10 protein-coding genes are annotated in these 15,311 nt (G+C 58.8%); 6 read left to right on the top strand and 4 right to left on the bottom strand.

The genetic code is table 11. The features are described 5' to 3' along the window. From VGI36_14595 to VGI36_14580, 4 genes are all read right to left on the bottom strand, one after another. Positions 1-566 (bottom strand): IS21 family transposase (locus tag VGI36_14595; protein HEY2486377.1); only part of this gene is annotated, 566 nt, incomplete at its 3' end. A 50-nt stretch (positions 567-616) separates the two neighbouring features. Next, entirely contained in the window at positions 617-970 is a 354-nt protein-coding gene (locus VGI36_14590) for a hypothetical protein (GenBank protein HEY2486376.1), read from the bottom strand. Between the two features lie 286 nt (positions 971-1,256). Continuing rightward, on the bottom strand, positions 1,257-2,231 hold the full coding sequence (locus VGI36_14585; GenBank protein HEY2486375.1) for an HAD family hydrolase: 975 nt from the start codon (positions 2,229-2,231) through the stop codon (positions 1,257-1,259). A gap of 531 nt (positions 2,232-2,762) precedes the next feature. After that, on the bottom strand, positions 2,763-3,143 hold the full coding sequence (locus tag VGI36_14580; protein HEY2486374.1) for a hypothetical protein: 381 nt from the start codon (positions 3,141-3,143) through the stop codon (positions 2,763-2,765). Between the two features lie 594 nt (positions 3,144-3,737). Between VGI36_14580 and VGI36_14575 the strand changes: the two genes are divergently transcribed. The 6 genes from VGI36_14575 to VGI36_14550 all read left to right on the top strand — a co-directional run. Further along, a complete protein-coding gene (locus tag VGI36_14575) occupies positions 3,738-4,118 on the top strand; it encodes a hypothetical protein (protein HEY2486373.1) in 381 nt (126 codons plus the stop codon). A 183-nt stretch (positions 4,119-4,301) separates the two neighbouring features. Next, complete coding sequence (locus tag VGI36_14570) at positions 4,302-4,505, top strand: hypothetical protein (GenBank protein HEY2486372.1); 204 nt, start codon at positions 4,302-4,304, stop codon at positions 4,503-4,505. A gap of 85 nt (positions 4,506-4,590) precedes the next feature. Then, a complete protein-coding gene (locus tag VGI36_14565) occupies positions 4,591-4,791 on the top strand; it encodes a hypothetical protein (protein ID HEY2486371.1) in 201 nt (66 codons plus the stop codon). A gap of 272 nt (positions 4,792-5,063) precedes the next feature. After that, a complete protein-coding gene (locus VGI36_14560; GenBank protein HEY2486370.1) occupies positions 5,064-5,357 on the top strand; it encodes an RNA-binding protein in 294 nt (97 codons plus the stop codon). 134 nt (positions 5,358-5,491) lie between these two features. Next, positions 5,492-14,044, top strand: coding sequence for a glucoamylase family protein (locus tag VGI36_14555; GenBank protein HEY2486369.1), 8,553 nt, complete (start codon positions 5,492-5,494; stop codon positions 14,042-14,044). Between the two features lie 733 nt (positions 14,045-14,777). Beyond that, the coding region (locus tag VGI36_14550; GenBank protein HEY2486368.1) for a zinc ribbon domain-containing protein at positions 14,778-15,311 on the top strand (534 nt) is incomplete at its 3' end.

Below are 15,311 nucleotides of genomic sequence, written 5' to 3'. Positions count from 1 at the left end.
CAGCGCCGTGCGACGCCGTCCAGATGCGCGAATGCCCGCACGTGGCCGTCGAGAAAAGCGAGTTGATCGCAGCGCTCGTAGAGCCAGGCGAACTCGCGCCCCGAGTACATCAGCCGCATCAGGAACTCCCAGGCTTTGCGCCGTTCGCCGCCGACTTCCACCACCACCTCGAAGAAATCGACCTGCGCTTCGCCCGGGCGATTAATCAGCGGCACGTAAACCTCGGCTCGTTGCCGGCGCCGCTCGCGCCAATAGTCGCCCACCAGCGTCCTTCCGACCTGATAACCTTCCGCCTTGAGCTGGCGATGAAGCCGCATCGCGGTGATTCGTTGCTTGGCGGTAGTTCGCGGCTCCCACTCCGCCACCAGTTCCTCCAGCCGCGGCTTCACCGCTTCCCACACCGGCCTCTCCCGCTGACGTCGAGAACGTCCCACCGGCTCGGGTTGATCCAAATACTTGGTTACCGTGTTACGGCTTAACCCAAGTTCGCGCGCAACCCGCCGGATGCTCTGCCCCTCTTTAAGCACCTTATGTCGCAGTACATGCACCTGATCCATCTTCAGCATCCCCGTCCTCCGGCTTCCTGCCGGAGTCTATTGGCCGGGGTGGCTCACTTTTACAGCGGTAAACGGATCAGTTCTTTAGCGGCATATCCATATGCCTCGATGTAGTGAATAGTCGCGTCATTAATATCGGGGGCAGCGGGAGTGGTGACGAATGCGGCCGCGGTTCCGGTTTGCACCGTGTAAGGTGCCACGGCGGCAATCAAATCCTGTTGCAATTTGATCAATTCGGGAGTGGTCTCCACGACAATGCCCGACAAGCCCAAGCCCGGCAGCGATGGGTCGGCAAGATAGTAGTATTTGTTGGCCTTCAATTTAAAACTGGTAACATTGTAGCTTTCGAAGACTTTGCTGGCGGCAGCATAAATCTTCGCGAGGTCCGCCGTGCGGACGAAACGCTGCAACATTGTGATATGGGGGATGATGCGTGGCGTCGAGGGAAAAGCCCTTAGGGAAAGCCGAGCGCAGGCGCGCGTTCACAGCTTCCGCGTGCTGCACCATGGTGGCATCCGGCTCCAACGCAATGTCTATAGCTGTGACGGGGGTTGCTGCGCGTTGGACGCACCCGTAAGGCTCAGGAGCGCCGCCAAGCACATACCGACTGAAGTGAGAACCATCGCGTATATATTCAAGTAATCCTCCGGTTATTAGTCAGGGTGAAAAACCCCGACCGAGAGGGTCTACGCAATGCCTTCATTTGTCAAAAGTGAAAATTAGCTTCCAGTCATTCTTCATGCTGATCACGTTCCAGCCCCTGGACTTGGCCTCTTCGTAGCGCGCCTGCACGAACGTACCAACTTTGGTGTCCGGTAGCCCACTGGCGGGACCGTACGCGTACTCGCGTGCGGGATCATCATGCAAGACCAACATCGTTAACCGTGCGCCGTCGCCCGCTTGGGTCCACTCCAGCATCTGCTGGTCGCCGGTCGAGTTGCCAAACGCCGCGTAGGGCCGCTTGCCGATAAACAGGTTGATCCCGACGGGCTTTCCCACATTGTCGTCGATGAAGAACACTTTCGGCTCGCGCATCAGTACCGGTTTGCCGTCCTGGTACTCGTATTTGGTCAGGATGCTCGATCCCACGACCTGCTCGGGCGGGATACCATCAACACTTTGGCTGTATACCCGCACGAACTCTTGACCGCCGCCAGTGACGATGTAGGTCTTGAATCCATTGGCGCGCAGGTAATCCATGACCTCAAGCATCGGCTGGTAGACGAGGACCGTGTAAGGTTGATGAAATCTCGGATCTCTGGCCGTTGCCAACCACTGCTTCACAAGCTGCTGGAACGCTTCGGTCGTCATTCCCGCGTGGGTCGCTGCGAGGATAATTTCCCAGTCCGATTCCGAGAAATTCGCCAGCGCCGCACGGTCGTTCGCGAGAACCGCTTTGAACGGATCGCGTTGTTTCCATTCGGGATGCTGGAGGGCCAGATCGTGCACACGGGCTAGCGCAAAGGTGGCCTGAGTATACAAGGGATGTTCGACCCAAAGGGTGCCGTCTTGATCGAAGGTGGCAATGCGATCCGGGGGCTCGACGTATTTGGTACCGGACGTGGCTGTCACTTCTTTGACGAAAGAAACGATCGCCTGTTTCGCTGGCCCGTCGTTCCAGGATGCAAGTGCAGGAGTCTGAGCGTTTGCGTAGAGATTCAGCGCCCGCGCCAAAACGTGGCGGCGGCGAAAGCGCCAGGCAGCTTCCGGGCCTTCAGACGAAAGTTCATAGGTCTCCTTATCGAACGATCCTCGATTGACCGAGTCAAAGGACCGCGCTGATTCTACGGGACCTTCGCACTGAGAGGCACTCGAGAGTTTGCGGAGCAATTTGGATCGACGGCTTCTCGGCGATCAAGTCCCATTGACCAATGTTGACTGTACCGAGCATTTGTAACGCGGCGGCGAGACAATCCACTGCGGGCCAAAAAAGGCCGCGCCAGTAATTCGAGCCACTTTGCCGCAACTTGGCAGGTTCGGCGGCCGCTTATGGGCGCGCGCATTTGAGCACCAACGGAACTCCAGGCCTGCAGTCGCCGGCGCGAAGACCGGCCTTTACGTACGCGCCGCAGCGGGCCTTCAGCCCAGGGACCGCAAGGTGCAGCGTCTCGTCCAGAAGATGCGCAGCGTCATGCCTTGGATTGAACAGGCTGACGTTCCGACCGCACCAGCCCGGGCAGAGTTCGAATATCTTGCAGGGCAAATCTATGTCGCACTCCGCGGGATGGGCCGGTCAAACCGGATGGCGAAGCGCGCCGGCTGCTCGATGACTATCGGAAATTGCACCAGACGCAGGCCGTGTTCGCTCGTGAGCTCGGTATAACGCCGGCGGCACGCATGACCATCAAAGCATCCAGCAAAGATTCCGCTTTCGATATAGCCTCCGCGGACGCCAATCGATGAGGTGAAGGAAGAGGACGGCGATGGAAGACGTAGCCACTGAACGGAAAATCGCTCAGCCGGCATCTGCGAACCTCCTCCGAGTTTGGCACGATAGTGATGGAAGATGCGATCGATCGCTGAGCGCAGGGTCAGGGCCGGGTCCTCGAGCCCCTGGCATCCCCGAGATTTTTTGAGAATCGACAAGTTGGTCTGCCAGTTTCGCGAAATCGCCAAGGGGATGAACGTGAACGGGCACGATGGTATAAACGCCCGCGAGCACGAGTCCCAAACGCGAGAATTAGAGCCACTTTGCCGGTCGGCTCACCGTCCTCGACATGGGTCGCCTGCACGTCGACTTCCTCCTTGAGGCGCGCACGCGCCCCGACACACGGCGGCACTGGAATAGTATCACGACAACGAAGCACCGATCGCATTTACTCCATGTGCAGCCAAGAAGGATCCTCTTTGAGCCACCACTGAGCCGCCTCACCAAAGCGGTCTATGCTTCTTACGAAACCAATACTATTTTTGCAAACAGCTTATTATTCGTACCGAGATGAATATATGCCTCTGAATCCAGGCGGACGCCATCCCTTGTTAGCGCACACGAAACAGACGGAATACTGTTTGGGTCCGCTGCCGTTCTCGGAGCCTGCCAGACTGACCATCAATGCGGTCGGAGTAGGCCTCAGACAGCCAACACACATTGCGGTCAGGGCCTTATTCTCTTTTGCCGAAAAAGTACTAGGCATTTTCCTCACTCCTCAATATGGATGCGCTCAGTGAGGCGAATGCATATTGTTCTTCGAGATTATCGATCGCGTGGCTGCGGAACAAAAATGGTATTCCAACATCAGCCGGCCACCGACTGGCCGGTGGACCCACTCAATTATCTTACAATCATCAGCCTATGACTTTATCACCGTTCTGGATAGCATCATCGGTCGTTTGAAAGTCTTCCAGCCGGATTTGCTAGACAATTACGTCTATCTCCAGATTCTATCCGGTTTCAAGCAGGCCCCTCTGAACCCTGCTATAGTTATCAATATGCAGCAATCGGCAGACGGGGATTCTGGTGACGAGTCATCGAAACGGCCAAGCGTTCTGATATTGGTGCGCGGCCTGCACGCGCTTTCGTATGCTGACAGTAATAAACCCGTTTTAGGCAGGCGTCGATGAGTGTTGTTGACTTGAAAAATGCCGACGTAACGTCAGATTTGCGAATATTGAATAAAGTTGAGTTTGCTGACGACTTGGTAGACACGAGCAGCGGATTAATTTCACAATCGAAGACAACTGGCGAAACTGAACCTTGAACGTGAATATCGCACTATCCGTGAGGCCCTGATTAACGCTGGCTTGATGACGAACAATCTCGATTCGTTATACAACGAATGGCAGCGATGGCGCGAAGAGTCGAAAATGCGTGCATCGCAGCGCCTTAGTTCCGAGGCACTGGACGTCGATCAATGGTGGGCGGGAGACCTGTGGCAGTTCCGGTCCCTGATGGATTCAGCACATCTGGCAGCTCGGATCGTGTGGGCTCGTAAGGATGCGCGGGAATGATTTAAGAACTCTCACTCGCAGACTGGGTTTGTCTGCGACCAGCCCGCCAAGACGTCAACGACTCTATAGAAAGGAGAAGCCGACCATGCTCACATTGTTGGTTAACATAATCGCGACAATGGTCTTCACGGTCATATTCGTGTTTGGATCGCTCGCCCTGCTTTCCGCCGTAATTATGGCGGTCGCCGGCATCGGGAATCTTCTCAGCGGCGTATTGAAGGCTGACGATAATTTTTCTCCAGTGCTGAAGTTTGAAAAAAGGGCCGAGGCGTTGGAACTACTCTAATTCGACGAACCTGGCCGTCCTTCAGCTAACGCTTTCGCTTAACGGGATCCGTTTGCCGGGTCCTTCTCGGGAGTGCTGTCACGTTCTCGATTCAAGCCGCCCGTATTAATTGACCGTGTATGAACGCGTCAAAATCATAGTCGCTATCATTCCGCGGGAAGAAGGAGTAGAAGTGACATGTACGCTCGGATCGTTCCTTTCATCTGACTCGGGAATTTGCCCGGGTTTTCTGTTCGCGACCGTCCCAGCCAAAAACTCACGGAGGGCACAGAATGCCCAGTAAATTGTACGTAGGTAATCTCGCTTACTCGGTCGCCAATGGCGATCTCGAGGCTCTCTTTTCCCAGGCCGGAACGGTGCAGAGTGCCGCTGTCATCATGGACAAGTTTTCCGGCCAGTCAAAAGGCTTCGGTTTCGTCGAAATGTCATCCGCTGAAGAAGCTTCTGCGGCAATTCAGCGTTTCAACGATACTGAGCTCAAGGGCAGAAACATAAAGGTGAACGAGGCAAAGCCTCGCGAATCGAGTTTCGGCGGTGGCAACAATAGTGGCCGCAACCGCTATTAAAGCCCTTTAGAGTGGGGGCGGGCTTCGGCCCGCTCCCTCCATTCTCGTTGAAATTGAATGCCACCAGTTCTCATGCGCGGCTCCGCGCCGCACCATGTCAGTAACGTTTCACATTGAAGAATTCGATTCGCCGCATGTTTACGACGCCTTCTCCGGCGTTCGTTTCCGATGCGGAAGAGCCGATACGCGCTGAACTCTTCGGTATCGAACGGCTGGAGCAGCATGCAGAGAGTCTCGCAGTCGCGCAACGCATCAGCGAAAAACCAAACACGCAAAAACGCTTAGCCGACCGGCTGGCAGACAACGGCCGCGTTTTGCACGCTGCATACCGCGCGATCGCGTCGGCGATCCGAAACGAGCGGGCCATCACGCCCGCGGCCGATTGGTTAGTCGATAACTTTCACGCCGTCGAGGAGCAGATTCTCGAAGTAGGCGACGACCTGCCGCGCGGCTATTATCGGCAACTGCCGAAACTCGCTGAAGGTCCCCTCAAGGGCTACCCGCGCGTGTACGGGCTGGCCTGGGCTTTTGTCGCGCACACCGATAGCCGTTTCGAAGGCGAGATGCTGTGCCGATTCGTGCGTGCATATCAGCGCGTTCAGCCCTTGACGATCGGTGAGTTGTGGGCCGTTCCCATCACACTCCGAATCGTTCTGGTCGAAAATTTGCGGCGCTGTGCCGAGCGAATCGTAAAAAGCGGCAAAGCGCGACAAGAAGCTGACATTCTGGCTGACCGGATTCTGAAGCTTGCTAGCGCGCAAAGCGACCCCTCCGACGCACCACTGCGCGGGGTTGGCCAGGAGCGGCTAGCCACCGCGTTTGCCGTGCAACTGGTTCAACGCCTGCGTGAGCAGGATCCGATCACCACGCCCGCACTTCGTTGGTTGGACGAACGGCTTTCGGTTCAGGGCACGAGCGCGGACGAGATCGTTCAGGAGGAGCATCGCCGGCAAGGGGCCGTTAACGTTACGGTCCGCAACGTTATCACGAGTATGCGTCTGATCTCCGCCGCCGATTGGCAGGAGCTGTTCGAGAGCGTCAGCCTCGTTGACCAGGCGCTTCGCGCCAAGAGCGATTTCGCGCAGATGGACTTCCCTACGCGGGATAGCTATCGGCACGCGATCGAGGAGCTTGCGCGCGGTTCGAGCGCTTCCGAGCTGGAGATTGTTGACTTTGCTATCACGGCTGCCGAGCGAGCCCGGTGCGGTCACGTCGGCTGCGACCAGGTTACGGCGAGTCGCAAACAGGATCCCGGCTATTACCTCATCGCCAGAGGCCGCAAGCAGATCGAGAAACAGATCGGATTCCGCGCGCCCGTCAAGGATTGGCTGATTCGCGCAAGCCTGGCGGCCGGAATTTCCGGTTATCTCGCTACCATTGCCATGTTCAGTTCACTGGCGATCGCTTTGCCGTTGTTCATTATTGCGACTCTGGGCGTTAGCGGACCCGCCTTGATTTTCTTTGCCGTGATGGCGGCCTTGCCGGCACTGGATATTGCGGTAGCCGTTTCGAACCGGCAGTTCACGAGCTGGATACCCGCGCATCCTTTGCCGGCTCTCGAGTTGCGCAAAGGGGTGCCACCTGAACTTCGTACGATGGTCGTCGTCCCCACAATGCTCACCACACTTGAAGACCTCGAGGTGCAGATCGAGCGCCTGGAAGTGCACTACCTCGCGAGCGAAGACGGCGATCTCTACTTTGCTCTGCTTTCAGATTGGGCGGATTCACCCACGGAAAGGCTCGAGGAAGATGACGCGCTGCTGGCTGCGGCGTCCGGCGCAGTCGCGAGGTTGAATAGCATCCATACCCGAAGAGGAGACGGAGCACGGTTTTTCCTGCTTCATCGCCGACGGCAATGGAATCAGCGCGAAGCAAAGTGGATGGGATGGGAGCGCAAGCGCGGAAAGCTCCACGAGCTGAATCAACTCTTGCGGGGAGCACGCGGCACCAGCTTCGTGACCGATGTGGGCGCACCCGCGTTGCCTTCCGACATCCGCTACGTGATCACACTCGACGCGGATACCCGGCTGCCGCGCGGAACCGCCAAGCGGTTGATCGGAAAGATGGCACATCCACTCAATCGCCCTTCATTGGATCCCGGCAGCCTTCGCGTGGTCGATGGACACGCGGTTATGCAACCGCGAGTGACTCCTGCCTTCCCGACCGATCAGGGATCGATCTACCAACGGGTTTTTTCAGGACCGAGCGGAATCGATCCGTATGCATTCGCGGCTTCGGACGTATACCAGGACCTCCTGGATGAAGGCTCGTACAACGGAAAAGGAATTTACGACATCGATGCGTTTGAGGCTGCACTCGCGGGACGGGTTCCGGAAAACACGCTCCTGAGCCACGACCTTTTTGAGGGAATCTTCGCCCGTGCAGGACTGGCCGCGGACATCGCTGTGGTTGAGGAGTTTCCGTCGCGATATGACGTAGCCGCTGCCCGGGAACATCGATGGGCTCGCGGCGACTGGCAATTGCTTCCCTGGGTTCTTGGCTTCCACCAGGGCGCAGGCGACTCCGCGGCTGTGTCACTTCCGCCTGTCGGCCGCTGGAAAATGATCGACAACTTGCGCCGATCTGTTTCGGCACCCGCAGCGGTGCTGGCGATGATCGCGGGATGGACTGTTTCGCCGCACGCCGCCGTCGTCTGGACCGCGTTCATTCTGCTCAGCGCTACGATTCCCGCGCTGCTGCCGGTTTTCGCCGGAATCCTGCCGCGCCGTCCGAACATCTCAGCACAAAATCATTGGCGTGCGGTTGGTTCGGACATTCAGCTCGCCTTCTCGCAGTCCGCACTTCGAGTCATTTTTCTTGTGCATCAGGCGTGGCTGATGGCGGATGCGATCGGTCGAACTCTGTTCCGAATTTTCGTGACCCGCGGGCGAATGCTTGAATGGATCACCGCCGCGCAGGCGAGCCTTCGCACCCGGCTTACTCTCCCGGGATTTTACCGACGGATGGGCGGAGCGATCGCGCTTGCGTTTACCGCGCTCGCGGTCGTCGCATACTCCGCACCTCGTTCGTGGCCTATAGCAGCGCCATTTATCGTTCTATGGCTGCTTTCTCCTGCCGTCGCGCGATGGGTAAGCCTTCCGACTGTCGATGAGGGGCCCAATCCGGTCTCCGCAACGGAGGCTCGTGCGCTGAGGCTGATAGCTCGGCGGACCTGGAGGTTCTTCGAGACTTTCGTGTCGGCGAAGGATTACATGCTGCCGCCCGACAATTTCCAGGAAGATCCAGAGCCCGCAGTTGCACATCGGACGTCGCCGACCAATATCGGACTGTACTTACTGTCGGTCATCACTGCTCGTGATCTCGGATGGATCGGCACGGTCGACGCGCTCGAACGATTGGAAGCGACGCTCACCACGATATCCGGACTCGAGCGATTTCGCGGCCATTTCTACAACTGGTACGACACCTGCAGTCTGCACCCACTCGAGCCTAAATACGTCTCCTCCGTCGACAGCGGAAACCTCGCGGGACATCTGATCGCGGTAATGAACGCCTGCCGCGAAATGTTGCATGCACCAATCGTCGTTCCGGGGTGGCGGTCTGGAATCGAAGACAACCTCAGTCTCGCGCACGAGGCGGCTCGTGTGCTCGATGAGCGGCAAACTGACACGGTATCGCGCAAGGACCTCGAAGCGGCCCTCAATACTGTGGGCGAATCGCTTTCCTCGACTGCCCAGTCCTCCTTGCCAGATCGCGAGGCTGTTCATACGACGCTAACCAAACTCGCCGTTCAAGCCGAGACTGTTGGTGACGTCGCTCGCACGCTCGCAGCGGAACGCGGAGACAGTGCCCTTGAGGACGTGCTGGTCTGGGTGGAAGCGATCAAGTCCACAATTCGCAGTCATCAGAGCGATATCGGTCACTTCGCCCGCCCGGCTCGATCATTCGCCGAGCGCCTCCAGTCCGTGATCGATCTCACCGGCAAAATGATCTCGGCGATGGACTTCGGGTTTCTCTACAATCCGTCGCGGCAATTGCTTGCGATCGGATATCGGCTCGCGGAGGGCGCTCTGGATGAAAATTGTTACGATCTTCTCGCATCGGAGGCGCGGCTTGCGAGTCTGGTCGCGATCGCCAAGCGCGACCTGCCGGTAAAGCACTGGTTCCGACTTGGGCGGGAGGTGACGCCGATCGATGACGGCTCCGCGCTCATTTCCTGGTCGGGATCGATGTTCGAATATCTGATGCCGCTGCTTGTGATGCACGAGCCGGCTGGCAGCTTGCTGGGGAATACCACCCGGTTGATTGTGCGCCGCCAGATGGCATACGGAAGGGAACTCCGTGTCCCATGGGGCGTGTCCGAATCGGCATTCAGCGCGCGCGATTTGAATTTCAATTATCAGTACTCAAGTTTCGGTGTTCCAGGTCTGGGTCTGAAGCGCGGTCTCAGTCAGGACATAGTTATCTCTTCTTACGCCACCGGCCTGGCAACCATGATCGATGCGCGCTCCGCCGTCCTAAACTTCACACGACTCACTGCCGCCGGTGGCCGAGGCCGCTACGGATGGTACGAAGCGCTCGACTATACTCCACTGCGTATTCCGGGAGCGGAGACGGTAGCCATCGTTCGCGCCTACATGGCGCATCATCAGGGCATGACCCTGGTCGCTATCGGCAATACCCTTTGCCAGGGCGCGATGCGCGCCCGCTTTCATGCTGAGCCGATCATCCGTGCCACCGAGCTGTTGCTGCAGGAGCGGATTCCGCGCGATGTCCCAATGGCGTATCCGCGTGCCGAGGAAGTCGCAGAAGTAGCAAGGACCCGCGAAGTCCTGGCGCCGATAGTCCGCCGTTTTCATTCGCCGCACGATCCGATCCCGCGCACCCACCTGCTCTCGAATGGCAGGTATGTGGTGATGATGACTGCGGCAGGTTCCGGCTACAGCCGTTGGCGCGACTTGGCCGTCACGCGATGGCAGGAGGATGTCACGCGCGATTCCTCGGGCAGTTACGTGTTCTTGCGCGATGCGAGCAACGGTGAGGTCTGGTCAGCGGGCTATCAGCCGACTTGCGCCGAACCGGATAGCTACGAGGTCGCGTTTTCTGAGGATCGCGCCCAGATCATCAGACAGGATGGAACCATCGCGACGACGCTCGAAGTGGTGGTGTCGCCAGAGTCCGACGCGGAAGTCCGCCGGCTGTCGATCACAAACCTCGGAACACGACCGCGAGAGCTCGAGCTTACTTCATATGCCGAGGTGGTGTTGGCGCCTCCTGCCGCTGACAACGCACATCCCGCCTTCTCCAAGCTTTTTATTCAAACCGAATTCGTCGCCGATGTCGGCGCGTTACTCGTGACGCGCCGGCTGCGATCTCCGGGCGAATCTCCGATCTGGGCGGCGCATCTCTCGGTGGTCGAGGGCGACAACGTCGGTGACCTGCAATTCGAAACCGATCGCGCACGGTTCATTGGGCAGGGGCGCGGAATTCGGGAGCCCGTTTCCGTCCTAGATGGCTGCCCGTTATCCAATACCGTCGGCGACGTGCTCGATCCGATCTTCAGTCTGCGGATCAAAGTTCGCATCGCCCCGGGCGCTACGGCGCGGGTGGCGTTCTGGACCCTAATTGCGCCCTCGCGAAGCGAAGCGCTCGATCTTGCGGACAAACATCAGGACGCTTCGGCTTTCGATCGCGCGGCAACCCGCGCGTGGACCCAGGCGCAGGTGCAGTTGTTGCATCTGAACGTCGGTCCGGAAGAGGCGCATCTGTTCCAGCGCCTGGCCAACAATATCCTCTACTCAGATCCCACGCTTCGGCCTCCCTCTGAGGCACTCAAACGTTGCGAGAGCCCGCAATCGACACTTTGGCCCTACTCCATCTCCGGCGACCTTCCGATCGTCCTGGTACGAACCGATGAAATAGAAGACCTGGAAATCGTCCGGCAACTCGTTCGCGCTCACGAGTATTGGCGAATGAAACTGCTCGCCGTGGATCTGGTGATTCTCAACGAACGGCCATCGTCATATCTCGAGGGTTTGCAGAAGGCGCTCGAGGCGATGGTTCGTTCGAATCAGTCGCGAACGCCTTCGGCGGGCGAACACATAAGGGGAGCGGTCTTCGTCCTGCAAGCCGCTTTGCTCTCAGTTGAAGCGCGCAATCTCCTGCAATCTGCCGCTCGCGTTGTGCTGTTCAGTCGTCGCGGCACTCTCTCCGAGCAACTCAAGCGTCTGGAGGGACCCAAACCCTTCGCGGCGCCACGGCGCCCCGATTTTCCAGCGAAAGATAATGAAATTGAGCCACCCCTCTCGATTCGATCGGAACTGGAGTTCTTCAACGGCCTTGGCGGCTTTACGGCCGATGGACGCGAATATGTAACCATTCTCAGCGAAAGACAGTGGACGCCTGCGCCGTGGATCAATGTGATCGCCAATCCAGCCTTCGGCTTCCAGGTTTCCGCGGTTGGCTCCGGTTACGCATGGTCCATTAACAGCCGTGAAAATCAGCTCACCCAGTGGTCCAACGATCCGGTGAGCGATTCGCCGGGCGAGGCGATCTACGTTCGGGATGAAGATAGCGGAGAGCTATGGGGTCCGACTGCGCTTCCGATTCGCGAGCAATCACCATACGTAGCGCGGCACGGCCAGGGGTATAGCCGCTTCGAGCACACCGCGCACGGTATCGATCTGGAGCTCGAACAGTTCGTCGCATTGGAAGATCCCATCAAAGTTTCGCGATTGAAAATCAGAAATCGCTCCCGACGAACCCGCCGCCTTTCGATCACCGCTTATGTGGAATGGGTACTCGGAACTCAGCGCGGCGCTTCAGCCCCGTTCGTTGTCAGCGAGCTTGATTCTCCCTCGGGGGCTTTGCTCGCCCGCAATTCCTGGAGCCGCGACTTCGGTCAGCGCGTTGCCTTCCTCGATCTTGCCGGGCAGCAGCTTAGCTACACGGGCGATCGCGCCGAATTTCTCGGTCGTAACGGAGGCCTGGATGCCCCTGCCGCACTGGCAGATGGGAAGCCCCTTTCGAACCGAGTCGGAGCCGGAATCGATCCTTGCGGCGCGCTTCAAACCCGCATCGAGCTGAAGCCGCACGCAGTCGCGGAAGTGGTGTGTTTTCTGGGGCAAGCGGAGACCAGGCCCGAGGCGCTTTCGCTCATTGCGCGCTATCGAACCACCGACCTTGATTCTGTTTTGCGCGCAGTCATTCGCCACTGGGACGAGGCTCTCGGCGCGGTTCAGGTGAAAACTCCGGATCGCTCCATGGACCTGCTGCTCAACCGCTGGCTTCTCTACCAGACGCTCGCGTGCCGACTGTGGGCCCGATCGGCGTTCTATCAGGCGAGTGGCGCCTATGGCTTTCGCGATCAGCTTCAGGACGTGATGGCGCTCACCGTTGCGAAACCGGAACTCGCGCGCGAGCATCTGCTGCGCGCGACGGCCCGGCAGTTCGCGGAGGGTGATGTTCAACATTGGTGGCTTCCACCCTCCGGCCAGGGAGTTCGCACGCACATCTCCGATGATCGGATCTGGCTGCCATATGTTGCGGCACATTACGTGGCAGTCACTGGCGATCTAGGAATCCTCGACGAGAAGGTCCCCTACCTGGACGGTCCGCGGCTCCACGCGGACGAGAATGAATCTTTCTTTCAACCGATGGTCTCAGAGAATCGTGATACCTTGTTTGAACATTGCGCCCGAGCCATCGATGCGAGCCTCTCACTAGGCCAGCACGGGCTGCCGCTGATCGGCACGGGCGACTGGAACGACGGCATGAATCGAGTAGGAGAACTCGGTAAGGGCGAAAGCATCTGGCTGGGGTGGTTCCTCGTCGCAAGCATCGCGGCGCTTTCAGAAATAGCGATCGCCCGTGGAGATCATGTTCGGGCAGGTGCGTGGCTGAAGCACGCGACCTCTGTGCGCGAATCTCTCGAGCGCGAGGGATGGGACGGCGGATGGTACCGGCGCGGCTACTTCGATGACGGAACTCTGCTCGGCTCGAATGAAAACGCCGAATGTCGCATCGATTCGATCGCACAGTCATGGGCGGTGATTTCAGGAGCGGCCGATCCGGCTCGTGCGGCGGCTTCGATGGCCGCTGCGCAACGCAACCTTGTGCGCCGCGATCATCAAATGATTCTTCTGCTTGAACCTCCCTTCGATCAGGCGTTGCCCGACCCCGGCTACATCAAGGGATATCCTCGGGGCTTGCGCGAGAATGGCGGCCAGTACACGCACGCCGCCGTGTGGTCGGTGATTGCCTCGGCGATGCTCGGCAACGGCGATCAGGCGCACGATCTTTTCTCATTTCTGAATCCCATCAATCACTCAAGCAAGCGTGCCGACATCCATCGCTACAAAGTGGAACCGTACGTAATGAGCGCGGATGTATATTCCAACCCGCAGCACGTCGGCCGCGGAGGCTGGACCTGGTACACCGGTTCGGCCGGGTGGATGTATCGGGCCGGCCTCGAATGGATACTGGGAATTCGGCTGCGCGGTGCGATGCTGCACGTTGATCCTTGCATACCTAAGAGCTGGCCGCGCTTCGATATCGTCTTCCGGTACCATTCAGCTTCCTACGAAATCACGGTAGAGAATCCGCGAGGTGCCGGCCGTGGAGTTTCTCAGATAATACTCGACGGTATAACGTTACCAGGCGACCGACCGAAGGTTCTCCTAGTCGACGATGGCAACAAGCATCAGGTTCGAGTAACTGTCGGATGATCCGCAAGAGCGTCGGCAGCCGCCTGGGCGGAGCCAATCGCAATTCGGTTACCGATTTTCAGAGAGACGCGGGCTGGAGAGGCAAGACCGCCACACAGACCGTGGCGTTCGGGTGGGTGCACTCCGAAGACTCGTCCTCTCGTAAGCATCTATCGAGAGAATTTTGGTGCCGAGGGCGGGACTTGAACCCGCATGTGGTTACCCACGGTGGATTTTGAGTCATGTGCGTAAGGCGGACTAACGTCCACTGGTGTCCTAAAACATCGTAAGATCAAAGGTTTTGCAGGGGTCCAGAGACGTGACGCACAACCTTATTTCCATTGGGCGCTCTCGAATTGTATCAAAGCTGAATCAAAGTGGCATCGCCGTGATGGAAGGAGCTGGTTGATGGACCTTAGAAATGCGGTCCTGGTCCGGATGGAATCCAGGCCTCATAACATAGTCCGCCCCATTACGCTGTGGCGGTGCCGGTCAGACCGAGCATCGGGCAGAGCGGCTGATTCGAATCGTCAGAATTACCTCGGGTCCGCGATGGCAGAGGCTTGGCGTGCGGCTTAGTGTACTCTAGTGGCAACCCCCACCAGACCTCCCAACCTTAGAAATGGCCTTGGACCAAAGTCCTATTTGCTCGAACAGCCAAAGCGCAGCATAGTCTGGTTTGTTCGCGCCGCGTGGCGCCGGACAAGTTCGGTCCGAATTCCGGCGGCTGGCCTTCCAGCGATTAAGAGTCTCAATGCGCTGTTCGAAGTGTGGTGCGGAAACCTCCGGAGGCAATCGATTTTGCGGCGACTGCGGCGAGGCGCTGGCGAATCGCTGTCCCCGGTGCGGAGCAGACAATCCGGCCGGCAAGCGATTCTGCGGGGATTGCGGTGCCGCGCTGGTGGCCGCCGGCGGTTCTGCACCGCCGCCCTCACCTTCGCGACCTGCCTCTGAGATTCGCGCCCCCACCGTTCGAGGCGGCGCTGCTGCCTCGGACGATGGCGAGCGCCGCCATCTGACGGTGTTGTTCTCGGACCTGGTCGGGTCCACCGAGATCGCGGCTCAGCTGGATGCCGAAGACTGGCGCGAGATCGCCGCGCACTATCAGCGCACCGCCGCCGCGGCGGTCACCCGCTTGGGCGGGCACGTCGCCAAGTATCTGGGCGATGGCCTGATGGTGTACTTCGGCTGGCCGCAGGCGCACGAGGACGATGCCGAGCGCGCGGTGCGCGCCGGGCTGGCGGTGGTCGACGAGGTCGCGGCGCTGAACGGACGGTTGGCCACTGAG

The sequence above is a fragment of the Candidatus Binataceae bacterium genome (genome assembly GCA_036495685.1).
GTDB lineage: Bacteria > Desulfobacterota > Binatia > Binatales > Binataceae > JAFAHS01.
This window is presented reverse-complemented; position numbering and strand designations above follow the sequence as displayed.

Excerpts from the sequence above, each read along its gene's own strand:
- VGI36_14590 (HEY2486376.1), bottom strand. The coding sequence starts at position 970 with ATGTTGCAGCGTTTCGTCCGCACGGCGGACCTCGCGAAGATTTATGCT.
- VGI36_14565 (HEY2486371.1), top strand. The coding sequence starts at position 4,591 with ATGCTCACATTGTTGGTTAACATAATCGCGACAATGGTCTTCACGGTC.
- VGI36_14560 (HEY2486370.1), top strand. The coding sequence starts at position 5,064 with ATGCCCAGTAAATTGTACGTAGGTAATCTCGCTTACTCGGTCGCCAAT.
- VGI36_14570 (HEY2486372.1), top strand. The coding sequence starts at position 4,302 with ATGACGAACAATCTCGATTCGTTATACAACGAATGGCAGCGATGGCGC.
- VGI36_14555 (HEY2486369.1), top strand. The coding sequence starts at position 5,492 with ATGTTTACGACGCCTTCTCCGGCGTTCGTTTCCGATGCGGAAGAGCCG.